Genomic DNA, 20,287 nt, shown 5'->3' with positions numbered 1-20,287 from the left:
AATGAAAATTGGGCGCAGCTCCACCGTAGTCGCGTTGGTCGTTGCCAGTGGTGTGCTCACCGGCATCACCGCACCCGCCGCCCACGCCAATGGCGCGGACGCCGTGATCAGAGACCTCGAGGCCGAGGGCTACACCGTCAGGATCAACTGGCTCAACGGCAACAAGCCGGTGCTCCTGCCCCGCTGCACCGTGGTCCGCGTCAACAACCCGTCCTCCGACGAACCGGCCGAGGGTGACGTCGTGTGGGCCGACGTCACCTGTCCGAACAACACGTCCTAGGCCCGAGGTTCGGCGGCCCGGCGTCGCTGATCGAGGACGTCGACGCCGTCCTGCTGCCACGCATCCCGCATGGCGGCGGCGCCTTTGAGCCGCACCCAGGCGGCCTCGGTCGCGGTGATCGGTGTGGCGCTGAGGATCCGCACCGGCTGGTACGGCTCAGGCAGCTCGACGTCACCGATCTCGCTGACGCCCAACAGGAATGCGGTGAACGCCGCCCCCTGCCAGACCGGCTGCTGCAGATCGATCAGCGCATCCGGTTCCAGGATCAGGCCTTCGACGGCCGGTGCCGACGCCAACACCGCGATCGAGCGAGCCAGCGCCGTCGGGGTCGGACCGCGCAGGGACAGCACCGCCTCCGCCCGCGGGCCGCTGATCCCGTCGGCCACCATGTCCATCGGGTCCGTCATGGGGTAGCGCGAACAGCCCAGGGACGCATAGTGATACACGTCCCCGTCGGTCGGCCCGTAACGCAGTACCTCGATGGGGTCGGCACCGAGGAACGTGACGCTGGCGCCCACCGGATCGGCGGTGCTGCCGCGATCGGCGAAATGCGTTGTCAGACGGGCACGAACCGCGCCGAGGACGTCGGTCACTGCGGCAACGACAGGTTGCGGCCCGTGGCCGGGTCGAACAGCGTCAGCTTGGAGGTGTCCAGGGCCAGCTCGATCCGGCTGCCCGCCGTCGCGGGCGACTTGGCCGAAACCCGTGCCACATAGGTGTTTTCGCTCGATCCGGCGTCCGCGGTGTCGTCGGCCAGCTGTTCCAACTGGGCGGCCTGGGCGCCGGCGCCTTCGAGCCGGAAGTGCACGTACTTGTCCGCACCGAGCGATTCCACCAGCTCGGCGTCGACCTCGAAGGTCAGCGACTGGATGCGCGCGTAGGCGTCGATCACCGAGGCGTCGTCGAACTGTTCGGGGCGCACGCCCGCGATCAGGTCGGCCGACGGCCGCTGCCGCTCCAGCGCCGCGCGCGCGTCGTCGCTCAAGGTGACCTCGCCGAAGGGCAGCTGCACGCCGACGTCGGTCCGCGTGGCCGGGAAGAAGTTCATCGACGGGGAGCCGATGAAGCCGGCGACGAACAGGTTCGCGGGCTCGTTGTACAGCTCATCGGGGGTGCCGACCTGTTGTGCGACACCGCCGCTCATCACCACCACCCGGTCCCCCAGCGTCATCGCCTCGGTCTGGTCGTGCGTGACGTAGACGGTGGTGGTGCCGAGGCGGGCCTGCAGCCGGGCGATCTCGGTGCGCATCTGCACCCGCAGCTTGGCGTCCAGGTTGGACAGCGGCTCGTCCATCAGGAAGGCCTTGGGGCTGCGCACGATGGCGCGTCCCATCGCCACGCGCTGACGCTGGCCACCGGAAAGCTGGGCGGGCTTGCGGTCCAGAAGTGCGGTCAGGTCAAGGATTTTCGCGGTCTCCTCGACCTTGGCCGCGATCTCGGCCTTCGGCAGCTTCGCGAGGGTGAGCGGGAACGCGATGTTCTGCCGCACCGTCATGTGCGGGTAGAGCGCGTAGGACTGGAACACCATCGCGATGTCCCGGTCCCGGGGCTCCTTCTCGTTGACCCGCTCGCCACCGATGCGCAGTTCGCCGGAGCTGATGTCCTCGAGCCCGGCAATCATGTTGAGCGTGGTCGACTTTCCGCACCCCGACGGCCCGACGAGGATCAGGAACTCACCGTCGGCGATGGTCAGCGACAGGTCCTGCACCGCGGTCGCCCCGCCGGTGTAACTCTTGGTGACGTGGTCCAAAACGATTTCGGCCATGAACTACCCCTTCACCGCACCGGACGTCAGGCCCGCGACGATCCGTCGTTGGAAGATCAGAACAAAGATGATGATCGGCACCGTGATGACCATCGCCCCGGCGGCGATGGAACCGGTCGGCTCCTCGAATTGCGAACTGCCCGTGAAGTTCGCGATTGCCACGGGCGCGGTGATGGCCCGCTGCGTGGCGGTCAGCGACAACGCCAGCAGCAGGTCGTTCCAGGCGAAGATGAACACCAGGATCGCCGCGGTGACGATGCCGGGCGCCGCCAGCGGCGCGATGACCTTCCGGAAGGCCTGCCCCGGCGTGGCACCGTCCATCTTGGCGGCCTTCTCCAAATCCCAAGGGATTTCCCGGAAGAACGCCGACAGGGTGTAGATCGCCAGCGGCAGTGCGAAGGTGATGTACGGCAGGATCAGGCCCGGCCAGGTGTCGAACAGCCCGACGGTGCGCTCGATGTTGAACAGCGGTGTCACCAGCGAGATCTGGGGGAACATCGAGATCAGCAACGCCAGGCCGACCAGCAGCCGCTTGCCCGGAAAGTCCAGGCGCGCCACGGCGTAGGCGGCCATGCCACCGATCGTGACGGCGATGGCGGTGGTGATGAGCCCGATACCGATCGAGTTGAACAATGCCGAGCCGAAGGCGCCGCCGGTGAAGATGCCCTTGTAGTTGTCGAAGGTGATCTGACGCGGAATCAGGTTGCCGTCCTTGACCGATGACGTCGGCTTGAGGGACAGCGAAAAGATCCAGAGCACCGGCAGCAGCGCGTAGATGACCACCAGGACGTTGACCACGCCCCAGCCGGCCAGCCGGCCGCCACTTCTCTGCCCGCTCATCGCCCCACCCATTTCACTGCACCTCGGCCTGCGCACCGGGCGCCGCAGCACCGAAGATCTTGATGTAGATGAAGGCGATGATCGCGACGGTCGCGAAGATCAGCACGCTGATCGCCGAGCCGAGCCCGATGTTGAACGCCTTGAACAGGTTGTCGTAACCCAGGATCGACACCGAACCGGTGTTGTTGGTGCCGCCGGTGAGCACATAGATGTTGTCGAAGATCCGGAACGCGTCCAGCGTGCGGAACAACAGGGCCACCAGGATGGCCGGTTTCATCAGCGGCAGAGTCACTTTGGCGAACCGCTGCCAGCGGCTCGCGCCGTCCATCTCGGCGGCGTCGAGCAGTTCCCGGGGCACCAGCACCAGCCCGGCCAACAGCAGCAGCGACATGAACGGCGTCGTCTTCCACACCTCGGCGAGCACCACGATGGCCAGCGACGGCAACTGTTCGGTCAGCGGCGCGGTGCCCGTGGGCAGCAGGTTCGCGAGGTATCCGGTGCCCGGCGTCCACGCGTAATACCAACTGTAAGAGGCGGCCACGGTCACGATGCCGTACGGAATGAGGATGGCCGTGCGCACGACGGCACTGCCGAACATGGTCCGGTGCATCACCACCGCCAGCGCCATGCCGAGCACGAACTCGATGGCCACCGATACCACCGTGATGCCGAGGGTGACCACGAACGCCGTCCACCAGTAGTGGTCGGTGAGGATCGTCGTGTAGTTGTCCAGCCCCACGAACCGCGTCTCCGCCGGCGCCGCGAGGTTGTCCCGGTGCAGGCTCAGCCACACCGCATAGGCGACGGGATACGCGGCCACCGCCAGCATGACCAGCACGGCTGGGGCGATCAGGAGGTAGGCGAGCCGGCGCTCGGGGTTGGCTGCCGCGTTCGCAACTCCGGTGTCGCTCACGGGATCAGCCCCTTGCCGTCGATCGCCTGTTGCACCTCGGACGCCAGCTTGTCGGCGGTGCGCTCCGGGTCGATCTTGGTGACCGGGGCCAGCGTCGCCGAAATCCGCGTCGACACCGCCTGATACTGCGGCGTGGCCGGCCGGACCGCGGCGTCGGCGAGCTGGCGGCGGATCACCGCGTACTGCGGGTACTTGGCCTGGAACTTGGCATCGTCATACAGCGACGCGCGGACCGCGGGCAGTCCGCCCTCCACCGACGTGAACTGCTGGTTGGTCGCGCTGCGCATGCACCGGATGGCCTCGAAGGCCTCGGCCTTGTGCGTACTGGTCTTGCTCACCGCAAGATTCAGGCCACCGATGGTGACCTTGGCCGGCACCCCGGGCTGCACCGACGGGTAATCCGCGAAGCCGAACACCTTCTTGCTCTCGTCGTAGGCGGTGGCGAACTGCGCATCGTCGGGTGCGAAGGTGCCGACATCGTTGATGGCGCCCTTGAGCTCCGCGTGCTGATCGAGCGGCAGGAACGGCACGCCGCCCTTGACCGCGTTCTCCAGCAGCGACGGCAGCACGAACGGCCAGTTCACCTCGAGCGCGGCCTTGCCCTGCTCGAGAGCGAGCCGCGCCGTCCCCTCGTCGGTCTGGGTGATCGACGGGTCGGCGCCGGGTGCGGTGGCCACCGACTTGATGACCTGCAGGGCCTTGACCGTCGCGGCGCGGTGCTCAGGGGTGTCGGTCAAGGTGACGGTCTTGCCGTCGTCGGACAGCACGCTGCCGCCGGCACTGGTCAGCAGGGTGTTGAACCAGACCACCAGGCCCTCGTACTGCTTGGCCTGCACGGCAATCCAGCTGGGTCCGCCGGCGGCGTGCAGCCGCGTCGCCTGCGCCACCATGTCGTCCCAGGTGGCCGGCGCTTCGGGCATCAGATCGGCCCGGTACCAGAGCATTTGGGTGTTGGTCGTGATGGGCGCGGCGAACAGCCGGCCCTGCCACTGCGCGGTCTTCAGCGGTCCAGGCAAGGTGTCGTCGGCAGCGTCGGCTTCCGCTTTTCCGGCCGGGTCGTCGGCAAGCGGCACGGCCCAGCCGGCCTCGGCGAACTCGGCGGTCCACACGACGTCCAGGCCCATGATGTCGAGGGTCTTGTCGTTGCCGGTCAGCCGGCGCGCCAGTTGCAGCCGCTGATCGTCGGCTCCCTTGGGCAGACTGACCTGCTTGATGCTGAAGCGGCCGCCGAGTTCGGCGTTGCACCGCCTGGCGAGGGCCGAGAACGTCGCCTTCTCATTGGCCGACGTGTAGACGCTGACGACGGTGCCGCCCCCACCGGAACCGCAGGCGGAGACCAACGTGGCGGCCGTGCACGCCGCCGCACCCGCTGCCAGCGCAGCCCGCAGCTTTCCCGCGCGCACCACGGACGCCTCCTGTCTCACGGGAACCTCCCGCGCGCAAACCGTAGAGCGCCGCGGGTGTGCCGTGCAACATATCGCCGCTCAGTGGCGGATATGGCGACCGAGGCCCGAAGGCCCTAGAGCGACAGGCGGCCCAGCAGGTCGCGGCCCTGTTCGGCGCACACCGGATCGCACAGCACGTCGTAGCGGCCCGCGACGAGTTGCATGGTGGAGCTGAAATCCCTTGTGCCGCGGGACATCGCGTACTGCACGCCCGAGGTGATCAAGCCGAAGAAGATGCCGGCGATCAGGCCGGTGAGCAGCGAGCCCCACGCGTTCGTGCCGAAAAGCCCGAGCACCAGGCCGATGAACAGACCCAGCCACGCCCCGGTCAGGATGCCGCCGGCGAGTACCCGCGGCCAGGTGAGCCGCCCGGTGACGCGCTCCACCTGCATCAGGTCGACGCCCACGATGGTCACGTGCTGCACCGGAAACTCTTGATCCGACAGGTAATCGACGGCGCGCTGCGCCTCGGCATAGGTCGGGTACGAACCGATGGGCCAGCCCTTGGGCGGGGTCGGCAATCCGGGCTGACCACCCGGGCCCGGGGTCCGGTCAGGCTGCAGCGGATTCGTCATGCCCCTGGTCTCCTGTCACTCGCCGCGGAACGCACTTCGGCTACCACGATGCCATGAACTCGTGCGCTAGGTTGGTCGGCATGACAAGTCCGGGCGGGCAGTCGGGCCAACCCTCCTGGGATCCGTCGAGACCGGCCGGATCCGTGCCGCCGCCGACCGGCACCGATGCCGAAGCGACCAGCGACTACCCGGTGTACGAGTACCCGGCGACAGAAGAGCCGGGGCCCACTTCCGCGCCATGGCAGCAGGGTCCGCCCGCGCCCGCGCCACAGGTCCCACCGCAGCCACCGACGGGTCCGTTTCCGGTGCCTCCCGGGCCGCCGTCCATGCCTCCCGGCCCGCCGCCGGGCTTCTACGGTGCGCCGCCTGCCGGGCCGTACGGCCCGCCGCCGGGCGCGGCACCGCCGGGATACCTGCCACCGGCCGGATACCTGCCGCCCCCGCTGTACTCGTCGTATCCGGCGCCGAAGTCGAACGACGGCATGGCCATCGGGTCGCTGGTGTCGTCGCTGGTCGCCTTGCCGCTTTACTTCATCTGCTTCGTATTCGGTCCGGTCGGCTCGGTACTGGGCATCGTGCTGGGCACCGTGGCCTTGGCACAGGCTAAAGGCCGGCCGCGCACCAGCGGCAGAACCATGGCCATCGCGGGCATCGTCATCGGTGCCGTCACGCTCGTCGTCGGCCTGGTCGGCTTCCTGCTGTTGGTCGACTGGGCCTCACGCCAAGAACCGACCTTGTGATCGGCGCCCGCGTGAACCGGCTGGCGGTCGGCTCGATCGTGTGCGCGCTGACCGGCGTGGTGTTCGGCCCCCTGGCGCTCATCGGCGTCGGGCTCGGCGTGGTGGCCTACGAGCGCATCCCCGGCAGCGGCACCCGCGGGAGCCTGCTGGCCCTGACCGGCATCGGGTGCGGCGCGCTGGCGTTCCTGCTCAACCTGTTCCTGGTCGTCCGCGTCCTCGGCGGCTAGCCGGCGCGCTCACGCCGGCGGCGTGAACCGCTCACCGGTGCGCGTCATCCCGGCGGCCCGGCCCTTGCCCGCGATCACCAGCGCCATCTTGCGGCTGGCCTCGTCGATCATCTCGTCGCCCAGCAGCACGGCGCCGCGGGCACCGCCCGCCTGCGAGGTGTGCCATTCGTACGCCTCGAGAATCAGCTCGGCATGGTCGTAGTCGGCCTGCCGCGGACTGAAGATCTCGTTTCCGGCGGCGATCTGGTCTGGGTGCAGCACCCACTTGCCGTCGTACCCCAGCGCCGCGGTCTGCCCCGCGACGCGCGTGAACGCCTCGGTGTCCTTCACCTTGAAATACGGGCCGTCGATTGCGTTGATGCCGTGTGCCCGCGCCGCCACCAGGATCGTCATCAACACGTGGTGATAGGCATCGCCGACGCCGTAACCGACGGGCTGCTCGCCGACGACGAGGGTGCGCATGTTGAGGCTCGCCATCAGATCGCCCGGCCCGAAGATCAGCGCCTGCACCCGCGGCCCGCCGGCGATGGCGTGGGCGTTCACGAGCCCCTTGGCGTCTTCGATCTGCGCCTCGATGCCGATGCCGCCGACCGGCAGCCCGAGCGTGCGCTCCAGTTGGGTCAGCAACAGATCGAGCGCCTGCACGTGCGAGACGTCGCTGACCTTCGGTAGCACGATGATGTCCAGCACGCCGCCGCCGTGCGCCACCGCGGTGACGACCTCGATCACGTCTGCGTACGTCCACGGCGTGGTCCAGTCGTTGACCCGGAGGCCGCGCAGCTGGCCCGCCCAGCCCGGCTCGCACAACGCCTGCGCCACCCGGGTCCGCGCCGCGGCCTTGGCGTCGGCAGCCACCGCGTCCTCGAGGTCGAGGAACACCTGATCGGCAGGCAGCGTCTTGGCCTTGGCGATCATCTTGTCGCTACTACCCGGAACGGACAGGCAGGTACGGCGGGGCCGATACAGGTTCTCCACGACCCCACTCTCTACCCTGTGGAGCATGGTGGCGGTCAACAGGGTCTACGTGGCCAGACTCGCTGGACTGGTCGTGCTGGGCCCCGACGGAGAGTCGGTCGGCCGGGTCCGCGACGTGGTCGTGAGCATGGGCATCGTCCGCCAGCAGCCGCGGGTGCTCGGCCTCGTCGTGGAATTGACCACGCGCCGAAGGATATTCGTCCCGATCCTGCGGGTGACCTCCATCGAGCACAACTCGGTCACCCTCACGGGAGCGACCATCTCGCTGCGTCGCTTCGAGCAGCGCCCCGGCGAGGCGCTGGTACTCGGGCAGATTCTGGACACCCGCGTCCGCGTCACCGACCCGGAGCTGCAACAGCTCGCCGGCATCGACGTCGTCGTGGTCGACCTCGCGATCGAGCAGGCCCGGTCGCGTGACTGGCTGGTGACCCGCGTCGCCGTGCGTCACCGCCGCCTGGGCCGGCGCACCACGGTGCACGTTGTCGACTGGAAGAACGTCACGGGGCTGACGCCGTCGGCGCTCGCGCTACCGGGACAGGGCGTCGCGCAGCTGCTGGAGCAGTTCGAGGGTCAGCGTCCCGTCGAGGTCGCCGATGCCCTGCGCGACCTGCCGGCCAAGCGCCGGCACGAAGTCGTCAAGGCCCTCGACGACGACCGCCTGGCCGACATCCTGCAGGAGCTCTCCGAACCCGAACAGGCCGAGCTGCTCAACCAGCTGGGTACCGAGCGCGCCGCGGACGTGTTGGAGGAGATGGACCCCGACGACGCCGCCGACCTCCTCGGTGAGCTCGACGCCACCCGGGCAGCCGTGCTGCTGGACCGCATGGACCCCGAGGATTCCGAGCCCGTGCGCCGACTGCTGCAGCACTCCCCGGACACCGCGGGTGGTCTGATGACGCCCGAGCCCGTCGTGCTCACGCCGGACACGACCGTCGCCGAAGCGCTGGCGCGCGTCCGCGATCCCGAGCTGACGCCGGCACTGTCGTCGCTGACGTTCGTCACCCGGCCGCCGACCGCGACACCGACCGGTCACTACCTGGGCTGCGTGCACACCCAGCGGCTGCTGCGCGAGCCCCCGGCCACCCAGCTCGGCGGCATCATCGACAGCGACCTGCCGGTGCTGTCCCCGACCAGCTCGCTGGCCGAGGTCACGCGCTACTTCGCCGCCTACAACCTGGTGTCCGCGCCGGTGGTCGACGACGAGAGCCATCTGCTGGGTGCCGTCACGGTCGACGACCTGCTCGACCATCTGCTGCCGTCGGGCTGGCGGAGCGCAGACGAACCGGGGCCGGATTCGACGCAGGCCATCACTGACAACATCTCGGGAGCGGGCCGGTGAGCGAGCCTTCGGCGCGGCAGCGTCTCGACGTCCCGCGCACGTCCCGCTTCCGGCTCACGCCGCGGGTCGACGTGGAGGCCGTCGGTCAGTTCAGCGAGTCGATCGCGCGGTTCCTGGGCACGGGCAAATACCTGCTCATCCAGACGGTGATCGTCGTCATCTGGATCGCGTTCAATCTCATCGCGGTCAGCCTGCAGTTCGACCCATATCCGTTCATCCTGCTGAACCTGGCGTTCTCGACCCAGGCCGCGTATGCCGCGCCACTGATCCTGCTGGCGCAGAACCGCCAGGAGAACCGGGACCGCGTGGCGCTCGAAGAGGACCGCAGGCGCGCGGCCCAGACCAAGGCCGACACCGAATTCCTGGCCCGCGAACTGGCCGCGCTGCGGCTGGCCGTGGGCGAGGTGGCGACGCGCGACTACCTCCGCCGCGAACTCGACGAGCTTCGGACGTTGATTGCTCAGCAGAACGGCAAGAGCGGATCCGGCAAACGCAAGACCGGGAAATCACGACCGCCCGTCGAAGATGACGACGCTTTCGGCGGCCCCGCGGCCGAGTCCGCCGACTCCGCCACCGCGGCCGAATGAGAGATTCCACTCTGCGGAATCAATAGGCCGACAACCGACCGCGGAGTAGGTATGGTGACTTGGGTCACAACACAGGTCACCGGGGTCACTCCGGTATTCCACTTTCATAGGATGGCTCAGTGCACATCGGGGGCGACACCGCTGATTCCGCGGACAACGCTGCGCCTACTACTGAATCCCACGCATTTCCCGGCGATTCCGAGCCGGCTGACGACGCCATCGAGGATTACGACGCCGCGGTTGGCGATGACAACGACGCCGCCACCGAAGCCGGGCCCGGTCGGCGTCGGCAGATCGCCAGGGCGCTGCGCCGGCCGTTGGCCGGTGTCGCGGTCGTCGCGCCGCTCGTCCTGATGCTTGCCGTCGGCGGTTCGGCGCCAACTCGGCAAACAACCGCGCACACCAGCGCCACCACGGGCGTCACGCCGCTGGCCGCCGTCACACCCACCACGCCCGGCCCCCGCAATCGGGCCGGGATGACGGTCGTCGCGTCCGATCAGATGCCCCGCGCGCTGCACATGGACCCGACCACTGCCCTGTCGCCGCCGCCGGCGTCGCTCGTGATGGCCCCCGGCGGGCTGCGCATCCCGCCGATCGTCCTCAACGCCTACCGCACCGCCGAGAAGATCATGGCGACCAGCGCACCGGGCTGCGGTATCAGCTGGAACCTGCTGGCCGGTATCGGCCGCATCGAGTCGGGCCACGCCAACAGCGGCGCCACCGACGCGCGGGGCACCGCGCTCACCCCGATCCTGGGGCCCGTCCTCGACGGCACGCTGGCCGGCAACGAGGTCATCGTGCAGAGCATCTCGGCCGGACGCGTGACCTATGCCCGGGCGCTGGGGCCCATGCAGTTCCTGCCCGGCACGTGGGCCCGGTACGCCGCGGACGCTGTCGGCGACGGCAAGCCCGACGTGCAGAACGTCTACGACGCCTCCCTGGCCGCGGCCCGCTACCTGTGCAGCGGCGGGCTGAACCTGCGTGATCCGTCCCAGGTGCTGACCGCGATCCTGCGCTACAACAACTCGATGCCCTACGCCCAGAACGTGCTCGGCTGGGCCAAGGCCTACGTCACCGGCATCGCGCCGGTCGACCTGCCGCCGATCGTCGGCCCGCCGCCCGCCATCGGCGACCAGCACCTGGACAACCCCGAGGGACTCGGGCCGGGGCTGCCGATCAACGCGATGGGACTGCCGTCCGACGACCCGCTGGCGATGACGCCCGCGCTGCAGATGGGCCGCATGGGTCCGCTGCCCGGGCCGGCCGAACCGAAACAGAACTGCGCGGTCTTCTGCCTGCAGGGCGGCCCCTCGCCGAGCGCCGTGCCCGTCCCCGCCCCGGATGCCCCGGCGCTGGACGCCCCGGCGCCGAACCCGTTCGGGCTGCCGCCGTTCCAGTTGCCGCCGGCCCCGCTCGCGCCCGCACCCGCGCCCGTCGCGCCGCTGCCTCCGGGTCCCATCCCGATCACCGCGGTCGGCGTCGGCACCCCGGCCGCCGGCCCGGTCGGCGCCGCACCGGGACCCGCGCCCGGCCCGGCAGCGGTCCCGGCAGTGCCGGCTCCCGCCGGCCCGTTGCCCGCGGAAGCCATGGGTCCGCCGCCGCCCGCCTTCCCGGGCCTACCCTGACCAGCTGCCGGTGCGCTGACCGGCAGTTATAAACTCGCGAGTAATGTCTGCTGAGCTGAAAGCCGCTGTGCGCGCCGCACTGGGCAAAGTCATCGATCCTGAACTGCGCCGTCCGATCACCGAGGTCGGGATGGTCAAGGACGTGACGGTCGAGTCCGACGGCGCGGTGCACGTCGAGATTTACCTGACCACGTCGGCCTGCCCGAAGAAGACCGAGATCAGCGATCGGGTCACCGCGGCCGTCACCGACGTGCCGGGCACCGGGGCCGTCAAGGTGACCCTCGATGTGATGAACGACGAGCAGCGCGCCGAACTGCGCAAGCTGCTGCGCGGCGACGACAAAGAGCCGGTCATCCCGTTCGCCCAGCCCGGCTCGTTGACCCGGGTGTACGCGGTGGCGTCGGGCAAGGGAGGCGTCGGCAAGTCCAGCGTGACGGTGAACCTGGCCGCCGCGCTGGCCGCCAGGGGCCTGTCAGTCGGCCTCCTCGACGCCGACATCTACGGCCACTCGGTGCCCCGGATGATGGGTGTGCAGGATCGTCCCACCCAGGTGGATTCGATGATCCTGCCGCCGGTTTCGCACGATGTGAAGGTCATCTCCATCGCGATGTTCACCCAGGGCAACACCCCGGTGGTGTGGCGCGGGCCGATGCTGCACCGCGCGCTGCAGCAGTTCCTGGCCGACGTGTACTGGGGCGACCTCGACGTCCTGCTGCTCGACCTGCCGCCCGGCACGGGCGACATCGCCATCTCGGTGGCGCAATTGATCCCCGGCGCCGAGATCCTCGTCGTCACCACACCGCAGATGGCCGCCGCCGAGGTCGCCGAGCGCGCCGGCGCCATCGCGGTCCAGACCCGTCAGCGCATCGTCGGCGTGGTCGAGAACATGTCCGGACTGACCCTGCCCGACGGCACCACGATGCAGCTGTTCGGCGAGGGCGGCGGCGCACAGGTCGCCGAAAGCCTCACGCGCACAGTCGGTGCCGAGGTTCCGCTGTTGGGCCAGGTCCCTCTGGACCCGCAGCTCGTGAGCGCCGGCGACACCGGTGTGCCCCTGGTGCTGTCCGGACCGGACACCGCCGCCGGCGCCGCGTTGCGCGGCATCGCCGACAAACTGTCCAGCCGCAAGCGCGGACTGGCCGGGATGTCGCTCGGGCTCGACCCGGCTGGGCGCTGAGCCTCCCCCGTCCGACAGGAATCCACAAGTGACACATATCCATACGCGCAGCGGCGCACAGAACGTCGGCCTGCTGAGCGTGGCGGCCTACCGCCCCGGCCGCGTCGTCACCAACGACGAAATCTGCGAGACCATCGATTCGTCGGACGAGTGGATCTACTCCCGGACGGGCATCAAGAACCGCCGCTTCGCCGGCCGCGACGAGTCGGCGGTCACGATGGCCTGCGAGGCCGGACGGCGCGCCTGTGCCGCGGCGGAGCTGTCCGGCTCGGACATCGACGCCGTCATCGTGGCCACCAGCACCAACTTCCGCAACACCCCGCCGTGCGGGCCCCAGGTCGCCACCGAGATTGGCGCGCAGGGCATTCCGGCCTTCGACATCGCCGCGGGCTGCGCGGGATTCGGCTACTCGCTGGGGGTGGCCGCCGACATGATCCGGGCCGGTAGCGGGGGCCGCATCCTGGTGGTGGGCTCGGAGAAGCTGTCCGACGCCATCGACATGACCGACCGCAGCAACGCCTTCATCTTCGCCGACGGCGCCGCCGCGGTGGTCGTCGGACCGACCGAGGAGCAGGGCATCGGGCCCACCGTCGCCGGCAGCGACGGCGAGCAGTCCAGCGCCATCGTGCAGGACCTCAGCTGGATCGATTACACCGAGAACCCTTCCGGCCCAAGACCTTTCCTGCGCATGGAGGGCCAGACCGTCTTCCGCTGGGCGGCCTTCCAGATGGTCGACGTCGGCAAGCGCGCGATCGCGGCCGCGGGCCTCACGGTCGACGACATCGACGTGTTCATCCCGCATCAGGCCAACGGCCGGATCAACGAGCTGCTCACCAAGGGCCTCGGACTCAGTCCGGAAACCGTTGTCGCCCAAGATATCCAGGATGCCGGCAACACCTCGGCCGCCTCGATCCCCCTGGCGATGTACACCCTGCTGGATACCGGCGAGGCCAAGCCCGGCAGCGTGGCGCTGCTCCTGGGCTACGGCGCGGGCCTGGCCTACGCCGCCCAGGTGATCCGGCTCCCCGGATAGCCGCTCAGCCGGCCACGGCGGCCAGCTTGCGCTTCTCCTCGTAGAACCGCGCGCGCTCGTCGAGCATCCCGAGGAACCCGATCAGTTCCTCACGAGCCTGCTCACCGACCGCACCGAAATCGTTGCGCTCGAAGATGTTCCAGAAACGCAGCACCGGCACCAGCACGTCGTCGTGGTGGATGCGCAGGTCGTAGATGCCGGCCTTGGCGATGGTGAGCGCGTTCTTCGCGAAGTCGGCCATTCCCACCCCCGGCATGGCGAAGTTGATGACCTCGTCGCGAATGGCGACCATCGCGTCGTCCGGTGCGATGTCGAGCGCTGCGGCCATCAGGTTGCGGTAGAAGACCATGTGCAGGTTCTCGTCGGCCGCGATCCGGGCCAGGAGCTGGTCCGCCAGCGGGCAGCCCGACGCCCGGCCGGTGTTGCGGTGCGAGACGCGCGTAGCCAGTTCCTGGAATGACACATAGGCCAGCACCGACAGCGCGCTGCGGTCCCCCGCGTCATAGCCGGCGACGGTGTGCTCCATGCGAAGCCGTTCCAGGGCAACGGGATCGACGCCGCGGGTGACCACCAGGTAGTCCCGCAGCGCGATGCTGTGGCGGCCCTCCTCGGCCGTCCACTGCCCGATCCAGGTGCCCCATGCCCCGTCACGGGAGAAACGGGTGGCGATCTCGCGGTGGTACGACGGCAGGTTGTCCTCGGTCAGCAGGTTGACGGTCAGGGCCGTCTTGGCGACCGGGTCGAGCGGCGAGTCCTCCGGCTGCCAGTCTTCGCCACCGAGGAACGCGAAGTCCCGCCCGCGGCTCCACGGGACGTAGTCGTGCGGGAACCATTCCCGCGACATCTCGAGGTGCCGGTCGAGGTTCTGCGCGACGACGGGCTCCAGTTCGTACAGCACGGCGGCCTGGGTATCCATGGGTCATTCCCTTCATCGGTGGTCGGCGTCAGGTCCACACCCTCTCGAACCTACGGTACCGTAACCTACGGTAGCGTAGGTTAGCGTTCGATGACCAGACGGTGACGACCACTTCATGAAAAAAGCCCGGCCTGTGGCATGACCACAGACCGGGCTTTGCCCGGGTAACCCCGAGAAACCCGTCAGCCCCGCAGTGCCGACACGAAGATCGCGGGCAGTTTGGCCCAGCTCGGCTTGCCGGCGAACGCGGTGAGGAGCCGGCCGGTCGAAGCGGCCGTACGGTTGTTGACGAACCACGGCGGCTTCGGCGAGATCGACAGCTCGCCGCCGATCAGCGAGCGCGGCGACGGGCGGAACGGCCCCCGCACCACGGTGCGCTCGGGCTTCTCGATCAGGAAACCGTTGTGCACCACACCGATTCCGCTCTGCACGTCATCGAGCGTGTGCCCGGGGAAGGCGCCCCAGGTGGCGTGCGGCGTCAGGTAACCGACGCCGGTCCAGGCGTTCACCGCGATGGTGCCGTAGTGCAGCGCCTCGATCATGGCGTCGAAGGCCTTTTCCAGCGCCTTGATGGTGGCGGGCGCCGCGACGATGTTGACGCCCAGCGTGCCGACGAAGTCCTCGTTGGCCAGGCGGGTGGCCTCGCGGAGGAACTCGACGCCGTCGCTGTCGAGGTCGACGACGCCGTACACCGGCGAGAAGTACTCGGTGCCCAGCAGCGCGGTGCGGTCCTCGGGGTCCACCACCAGCACGCGGTCACCGAGGCGCTGGGCTTTCGGGTAGGCGGCCTCGGCGCTGGCGACGCGCGCATCGGAGCCCGGGTAGTAGGCGGCGCGGTTGGGCGCGGCGGCGATGGCCTTGGTCAGGGCCGCGACGAACTCGTCGCGCTGCGCCCACTTCGAGGACAGCACCACGACCTGCGACGCCACGCAGTTGTAGCCGTTGTTGTGCAGCCGCTGGGTGGCGATGTGGTTGGCCTGGAACGCGATATCGGCCTTGCTCCACTTGCCGGGCACCACGATGGTCGGCGACACCCCGCCGAGCTCGCTGGTGATGTCCTTGTGGAGGATCGGCTCGCCCGCGGCCTTGCGCCGGGCACCCTCTTCGCCGACGCCGAAGACAATGGCGTCGTGCGTCAGGGCACTGCCCGTCATGTGCACGTGGTCGACCGCGTCGTGCTGCACCAGGTAGGTGCCGACGTCGGCGCCCCCGGTGAGAATCCGCACCGCGCCGAGCTCGATGAACGGCGCCAGCACCTTGGTCAGCACCGGCAGGATCGGATCGGTGACCGGGTTGAGCTTGAGCGCCACCACGCGGTTGTTGGCGATCAGCTCGTAGACGGTGTCGAGCGGGGCGATCGACGTGATGTTTCCGGCGCCGAGCACGACGCCGATTCCGTTGGTCTTACCGGGATCCCGCTGCGCCAGACCGGCGGTCCGTAGCGCCTCGTCGCGACTGACACCCGGCTGCAGCCACACCTCGGCACTGAATCCGGACAGCAGGAGCTTGTCGAAGACGTTGAGCGGCAACACGTTCACGGTCGTCCGGCCCGCTGCGGTGCTGAAGTCGGCCCCGTCCAGCGGGCTCTTGCCGGCCTCCAACTTGGCCAGGCTCGCGGACAGTGCGGCCGCCCCGGCCGCCAGCGGGTACGGGCCGGAAATCCACTCCTCACCGACCAGCGGCGACTCCGGATTCAGTTGCTTGATCCGGATCGCGGCCTCGACCCACTCGGCGCCGTGCTGCACCGCCAACTGCTGCACGTCGTCGAGAATCTCCCGCCGGCGCGCCAGAGGCGTTGCCGCCCAAGCCTTCTCGCCTTCGGCGAGCTCATTCAGCGCCTGATCCACCAGGGCCGTGTACGCGATGTCCGTCATATGCTGAATTCTCCCGGTGGTGCGGTCGGTATGGGCCGGAATCAGCCGGCGTGTGCTTCGAATTCCAGCAGCGCGTCGCTGTGGTTGTGCTCGTACGGCTTGGGGCCCTGCCCGAGTGCCCGCTTGGCCAGCAGCGCCTGATACTGCTCGAAGGGCGTGGTCCGGCCCCACTTCGCGCGGGCCTCGGCCGGCGTGTAGGTGACGGGGTTCTGGGCCGGGATCTTCATCAGCGTCGGGCCGACGATCGGCGTGGTGTGCGGGGTGGTGAAGTCCAGGATCGCCAGTTCCAGGCGCGGGATGCCCGCGACCGCCCGCAGCAGTGGCCGCGCGATGAGCTTGGCGATGACGTCGTCGGAGTAGTTCTGCGGGATGCCGCCGAGGGTGCGCATCCACTTCGGCATGGTCGCGATGATGGCCCGGCGCATCGGCCAGTTGAACACGCGGCGCATCCAGCTCGGCACCCGCTCGGGCAGGATGTGATAGCCCAGGTCGACGAGGTAGTTCATCATGTTCTGGGCCACCTCGGAGCCGGCCATCTGCGGCCGGTACTGCTCGAAGTACTGCTGGATGCCCTCGCGCGTGCGCGGCACGTCGTCGGGGTTGATGGTCTGGAATTCCGCGGCCCGCGCGCACTCTTCCCAGTACTGCAGTTCCTCGGCCTCGGTCAGCTTGCCCGGCCCGAACATCTCATAGGTGTAGAGGATCGAGTGCCACGCGGTCAGGTGGATCCACAGCTGCGAGTACGGGTCGTTGGCGTCGAACGGCTTGCCGGTGATCGGCTCGGTGCCGATGGCCTTGCCGTGGATCTTGACCAGAATCTCCGAGGCATCCAGGACCGCCTCGGCGTCACCGAACGCCACCAGGGCGAAGTACTGCATGGTGCGGTCGTAGCGCAGCCGGGTGCGGGCGTACACCTGACCACTGGCATCGACCGCCGCGGCGAGGTACGGGTCGAGGTGCTCGATGGTCACGGCGCGGGCGAAGCCCAGCAGCAACGAGGTCGGGTAGCTCCACACCCGCCAGGTGACCGAGTCGGGTCCGAAGAATCCGTAGTCGACCGCGGGCGTCAGTTTCGTGTCCGCAACCGGCAGACCGGCGACCCGGCGAAAAGTGGCGACAGCATCCATCGTCGTTCCCCTTTGAACATGAAGGCGCCCACCGGCGCGGTTTCGTAAATGGTACGGCACGTACCACTAGATAGCCAGAGTCCCACTGATTGGCTGCATCAGGTAACTCCCGGGCAGGTACATGAGGTAAACAAGGAGCCATGGCGGATGCCACCACCGGTCGCTGGGCCGGCCAACGCGAGCGCAGGCGCGCTGAGTTCATCGACGCTGCCCTCGTCGTGATCGAGCAACACGGGCCCCAGACCTCGACCGAGCAGATCGCCGCCCACGTCGGCGTCAGCCGGACCAAGCTCTATCGGCACTTCGTCGACGCCGCGGACCTGCAACGCGAGGTCGCGCACCGGACCAGCGAGATGATCACCGCCGAACTCGCGCCGGTGTGGCGGCCCGAGGGCAGCATGGCGCAGATCGTCAGGGCCGGCGTGAGCGCGCACGTCCACTTCCTGACGCAACACCCGAACCTGTACCGGTACCTGCAGCGATGCTCCATCGATGAGGGCTTCAACGCGTTCGCCGACATCAAGATCACCATCGCCAACCTGCTGACCGCGGTCCTCAAGGTGTACGTGGCCGCCTTCGATGTGAAGGCTGATGCCGAGCGGTTGTCGTATGGCATCGTCGGCCTCGTCGAGACCGCCGCGGGGCACTGGCTCGAACAACCGCTGCGCGACACCCAGGACGCGCTGGTCGACGACCTGACCCGCTGGATCTGGTTGATGCTCGACGACTCACTGCGCGCGGGCGGCGTCTACGTCGCCGCGGACGAAATCCTGCCGCCGGCAGCAGAGATCGCCGAGAACGCCGATCGCTACCGCGACCCGGCCCGCCTGCAGGCCCTGAATCTCTAGCGGCGTCAGGTCGCGTCGGGGTCGAACTGCGGCGTCTGCGACTGCGGGGCCGCCCCCGGAGCGCCCGGTGTGGGCGGGATGCCGTTGACCTCGGGCGTGGTCAGCGGCTTGGTCTGGTCCGGCGGCGCGGGAGTGTCGAAGGCGCTGGTGAGGAACGAGTCGTCACCGTCGAGCAGATGCTTGGTCAGCGCCGCGCGCGGTGTCATGCCGCGCAGTTTCTGCAGCTCACTGAGGGGCTGGCGCAGGTCCTCGAACTCCGGCCCGAGATCCTGACGCAGCTGACTGGTCGCACCGCTGAGGTACTCGCGCACCTGTTTGAGGCTGCCGGCCGTCCACCGGATGGCGCCGGGCAACCGCTCCGGGCCCAGGATCACGAGGCCCGCGATGACCAGCACGAGCATCTCGCCCCATCCGATGTTGCCGAACATCAGCTGGCCGGGGTGTCTGCGTTGGGAACGACGGTGAGCGTCACGTGCCGGCCGTCGCGGATCACCTCGATGGGCGCGGGCTGACCGATCTGCAGCTGACGCACCGCGACCACGAACTCGTCGGCGTCGGCGACCTTGCGGTTGCCGACCTTGACCACGACGTCGTTCTCGAGGATGCCGCCCTTCTCCGCGGGGCTGCCGGCGACGACGTTCACGACCTGGGCACCCGAGGCGACCTTGTCGCTGGCCGACTTGGCGTTGAGGCCCAGCGTCGGGTGGAAGATCTTGCCGTCCTTGATCAGGACCTCGACGGTGGCCTTGACCTCGTTCACGGGGATGGCGAACCCGAGACCACTTGCGCTGTCGGACAACGACTTTCCGGCCGTGTTGATCCCGATGACCTCGGAGTTCATGTTGATCAGCGGGCCACCCGAGTTGCCGTGGTTGATCGAGGCGTCGGTCTGGATGCCATCGATGACGGTGTCGGTGTCGGAGCCTTCACCGGACAGCGGCACCGGACGGTGCAGTGCGCTGATGATGCCGTGCGTGACGGTGCTGCGCAGACCCAGCGGGGCGCCGGCCGCGATGACCTCGTCGCCGACCTTGACCTTCTCGGCGTCACCGAACTTCGCCACGGTCAGGTTGTCGACGTTGTCGACCTTCAGCACCGCGAGGTCGGTCTTGGGATCCCGGCCGACGAGGTTCGCCGGCACCTGCTTGCCGTCGTTGAACACCACGGAGATGTGGTACTGGCTGGGGTTCTTGGCCGCGTCGGAGATGACGTGGTTGTTGGTGACGACGTAGCCGCGGCCGTCGACCACGACACCGGAACCCTGCGATCCGTCGGTGTCGCCCATCGCCTCGATGGTGACCACCGAATCCGCCACGGCGGCAGCGACTTTCGCGAACCGCCCCTCGGGCAGGTCGCCGCCGTCACTGGTCTTCAAGGTGACCTTGGACGTGGTGAAGGCCTCGACCACCTCGGCGGTCTTGCGCCCGACGACACCGCCGAGCACGCCGATGACCAACGCCAGCAGGGCCAGCACCGCGAGCGCCGTCATCGAGACCTTGCGGCCGAACAGCACGTCACGCACACCGAGCTTGCCGACAGGAGCGGCGACCACCACCGGCGGCGGCGGGGGCAGTGCCGGGGTGCCGAGCGACGGCGCGGCCGACGGATCCCGCCACGGGTCGGCAACAGCGTCGTCGTCGTCCTGGGCCTCGGCCTCCAGCGCGCCGGCGTCGGCGGGGTGGCGCTGCAGGGAATCGACGCCACCGGCGGGCCGGCCGAAGGCTTCGGCGAGCACGGGATCGGGCGCCTGGTTGGTCGGGGTGTACTCGCCCTGGTTACGAATCTGATCCTCGGCGAGGAAGGAACCGGTGAAGCCCTCTGGCCGGCCGAACGCGCGCTGCGACGCCGGGTCCACCGGGGTACGCGTCACCGGACGCGGAGCCAGACGGGGGCGATCTCCGGACATGTCCTGATTCGTCACCGGTTTTCCACTCCCCATCTGCTGGCTCTATCCGCACGACCCGCATTGACGGGCGTCTCGGTCACTCAAAATTCAGGGTC

Annotated in this window: 21 protein-coding genes; 9 read left to right on the top strand and 12 right to left on the bottom strand. The window is 68.9% G+C overall.

Annotation, left to right across the window (positions count from 1 at the left end; all coding sequences use genetic code 11):
- Position 1 precedes the first annotated feature (1 nt).
- A complete protein-coding gene (locus tag ACJH6H_RS19605) occupies positions 2 to 280 on the top strand; it encodes a hypothetical protein (RefSeq protein WP_318986183.1) in 279 nt (92 codons plus the stop codon).
- On the opposite strand, the gene ACJH6H_RS19600 is transcribed toward ACJH6H_RS19605, so the two are convergent.
- From ACJH6H_RS19600 to ACJH6H_RS19575, 6 genes are all read right to left on the bottom strand, one after another.
- On the bottom strand, positions 277 to 873 hold the full coding sequence (locus ACJH6H_RS19600) for a suppressor of fused domain protein (protein WP_318986184.1): 597 nt from the start codon (positions 871 to 873) through the stop codon (positions 277 to 279). The two genes, ACJH6H_RS19605 and ACJH6H_RS19600, sit on opposite strands and share 4 nt — an antisense overlap.
- Positions 870 to 2,045: an ABC transporter ATP-binding protein gene (locus ACJH6H_RS19595; RefSeq protein WP_406775620.1), complete on the bottom strand. Its 1,176-nt coding sequence runs from the start codon at positions 2,043 to 2,045 to the stop codon at positions 870 to 872. Before ACJH6H_RS19595 ends, ACJH6H_RS19600 begins: the two co-directional genes overlap by 4 nt.
- A gap of 3 nt (positions 2,046 to 2,048) precedes the next feature.
- The gene (locus ACJH6H_RS19590; RefSeq protein WP_346416938.1) at positions 2,049 to 2,885 is read right to left on the bottom strand and encodes a carbohydrate ABC transporter permease; all 837 of its coding nucleotides are present in this window, start codon (positions 2,883 to 2,885) and stop codon (positions 2,049 to 2,051) included.
- Positions 2,886 to 2,898: 13 nt separating this feature from the next.
- Complete coding sequence (locus ACJH6H_RS19585) at positions 2,899 to 3,798, bottom strand: sugar ABC transporter permease (RefSeq protein WP_346416939.1); 900 nt, start codon at positions 3,796 to 3,798, stop codon at positions 2,899 to 2,901.
- A complete protein-coding gene (locus ACJH6H_RS19580; RefSeq protein WP_346416972.1) occupies positions 3,795 to 5,204 on the bottom strand; it encodes an ABC transporter substrate-binding protein in 1,410 nt (469 codons plus the stop codon). Before ACJH6H_RS19580 ends, ACJH6H_RS19585 begins: the two co-directional genes overlap by 4 nt.
- A 113-nt stretch (positions 5,205 to 5,317) precedes the next feature.
- Complete coding sequence (locus ACJH6H_RS19575; protein WP_212812619.1) at positions 5,318 to 5,818, bottom strand: general stress protein; 501 nt, start codon at positions 5,816 to 5,818, stop codon at positions 5,318 to 5,320.
- 80 nt (positions 5,819 to 5,898) lie between these two features.
- Between ACJH6H_RS19575 and ACJH6H_RS19570 the strand changes: the two genes are divergently transcribed.
- Positions 5,899 to 6,558 (top strand): DUF4190 domain-containing protein, encoded by a 660-nt coding sequence (locus tag ACJH6H_RS19570; RefSeq protein WP_406775619.1) that lies wholly within the window; start codon positions 5,899 to 5,901, stop codon positions 6,556 to 6,558.
- Positions 6,555 to 6,785 carry a DUF4190 domain-containing protein gene (locus ACJH6H_RS19565; RefSeq protein WP_212812621.1) on the top strand — a complete coding sequence of 77 codons (231 nt, stop codon included), beginning with the start codon at positions 6,555 to 6,557 and terminating at the stop codon, positions 6,783 to 6,785. The genes ACJH6H_RS19570 and ACJH6H_RS19565 overlap by 4 nt, the downstream gene beginning before the upstream one ends.
- 9 nt (positions 6,786 to 6,794) lie before the next feature.
- Here the strand turns inward: ACJH6H_RS19565 and ACJH6H_RS19560 are convergent, their stop codons facing one another.
- Entirely contained in the window at positions 6,795 to 7,760 is a 966-nt protein-coding gene (locus ACJH6H_RS19560) for a CoA ester lyase (RefSeq protein WP_212812622.1), read from the bottom strand.
- A 25-nt stretch (positions 7,761 to 7,785) separates the two neighbouring features.
- Here ACJH6H_RS19560 and ACJH6H_RS19555 point away from each other — a divergent pair, with 25 nt between their 5' ends.
- The 5 genes from ACJH6H_RS19555 (at position 7,786) to ACJH6H_RS19535 (ending at position 13,521) form a co-directional block, all read left to right on the top strand.
- Positions 7,786 to 9,099, top strand: coding sequence for a magnesium transporter MgtE N-terminal domain-containing protein (locus ACJH6H_RS19555; protein ID WP_406775618.1), 1,314 nt, complete (start codon positions 7,786 to 7,788; stop codon positions 9,097 to 9,099).
- Complete coding sequence (locus ACJH6H_RS19550; protein WP_406775617.1) at positions 9,096 to 9,686, top strand: DUF1003 domain-containing protein; 591 nt, start codon at positions 9,096 to 9,098, stop codon at positions 9,684 to 9,686. The genes ACJH6H_RS19555 and ACJH6H_RS19550 overlap by 4 nt, the downstream gene beginning before the upstream one ends.
- Positions 9,687 to 9,805: 119 nt before the next feature.
- Positions 9,806 to 11,311, top strand: a complete 1,506-nt coding sequence (locus ACJH6H_RS19545) for a lytic transglycosylase domain-containing protein (protein WP_406775616.1) — start codon at positions 9,806 to 9,808, stop codon at positions 11,309 to 11,311.
- Between the two features lie 43 nt (positions 11,312 to 11,354).
- Positions 11,355 to 12,488, top strand: coding sequence for an Mrp/NBP35 family ATP-binding protein (locus ACJH6H_RS19540; protein ID WP_406775615.1), 1,134 nt, complete (start codon positions 11,355 to 11,357; stop codon positions 12,486 to 12,488).
- 28 nt (positions 12,489 to 12,516) lie between these two features.
- Positions 12,517 to 13,521, top strand: coding sequence for a beta-ketoacyl-ACP synthase III (locus tag ACJH6H_RS19535; RefSeq protein ID WP_406775614.1), 1,005 nt, complete (start codon positions 12,517 to 12,519; stop codon positions 13,519 to 13,521).
- A gap of 4 nt (positions 13,522 to 13,525) precedes the next feature.
- Here ACJH6H_RS19535 and ACJH6H_RS19530 read toward each other — a convergent pair whose 3' ends face one another.
- The 3 genes from ACJH6H_RS19530 to ACJH6H_RS19520 all read right to left on the bottom strand — a co-directional run bounded on the left by ACJH6H_RS19530 (position 13,526) and on the right by ACJH6H_RS19520 (position 17,438).
- Positions 13,526 to 14,437, bottom strand: a complete 912-nt coding sequence (locus ACJH6H_RS19530; protein ID WP_406775613.1) for an acyl-ACP desaturase — start codon at positions 14,435 to 14,437, stop codon at positions 13,526 to 13,528.
- Between the two features lie 182 nt (positions 14,438 to 14,619).
- Positions 14,620 to 16,311: an aldehyde dehydrogenase family protein gene (locus tag ACJH6H_RS19525; protein WP_406775612.1), complete on the bottom strand. Its 1,692-nt coding sequence runs from the start codon at positions 16,309 to 16,311 to the stop codon at positions 14,620 to 14,622.
- A 41-nt stretch (positions 16,312 to 16,352) separates the two neighbouring features.
- Positions 16,353 to 17,438: an oxygenase MpaB family protein gene (locus ACJH6H_RS19520; RefSeq protein ID WP_212812628.1), complete on the bottom strand. Its 1,086-nt coding sequence runs from the start codon at positions 17,436 to 17,438 to the stop codon at positions 16,353 to 16,355.
- 140 nt (positions 17,439 to 17,578) lie between these two features.
- Here ACJH6H_RS19520 and ACJH6H_RS19515 point away from each other — a divergent pair, with 140 nt between their 5' ends.
- A complete protein-coding gene (locus ACJH6H_RS19515; protein ID WP_212812629.1) occupies positions 17,579 to 18,286 on the top strand; it encodes a TetR/AcrR family transcriptional regulator in 708 nt (235 codons plus the stop codon).
- A gap of 5 nt (positions 18,287 to 18,291) precedes the next feature.
- On the opposite strand, the gene tatB is transcribed toward ACJH6H_RS19515, so the two are convergent.
- Together tatB and ACJH6H_RS19505 are read right to left on the bottom strand one after the other, a co-directional pair.
- On the bottom strand, positions 18,292 to 18,714 hold the full coding sequence (tatB, locus tag ACJH6H_RS19510; protein WP_406775611.1) for a Sec-independent protein translocase protein TatB: 423 nt from the start codon (positions 18,712 to 18,714) through the stop codon (positions 18,292 to 18,294).
- A complete protein-coding gene (locus ACJH6H_RS19505; protein WP_346416948.1) occupies positions 18,714 to 20,207 on the bottom strand; it encodes a trypsin-like peptidase domain-containing protein in 1,494 nt (497 codons plus the stop codon). The genes tatB and ACJH6H_RS19505 overlap by 1 nt, the downstream gene beginning before the upstream one ends.
- Between the last annotated feature and the right edge of the window lie 80 nt (positions 20,208 to 20,287).

Source organism: Mycobacterium sp. SMC-21, from assembly GCF_045310825.1.
Taxonomy (GTDB): domain Bacteria; phylum Actinomycetota; class Actinomycetes; order Mycobacteriales; family Mycobacteriaceae; genus Mycobacterium.
This window is presented reverse-complemented; position numbering and strand designations above follow the sequence as displayed.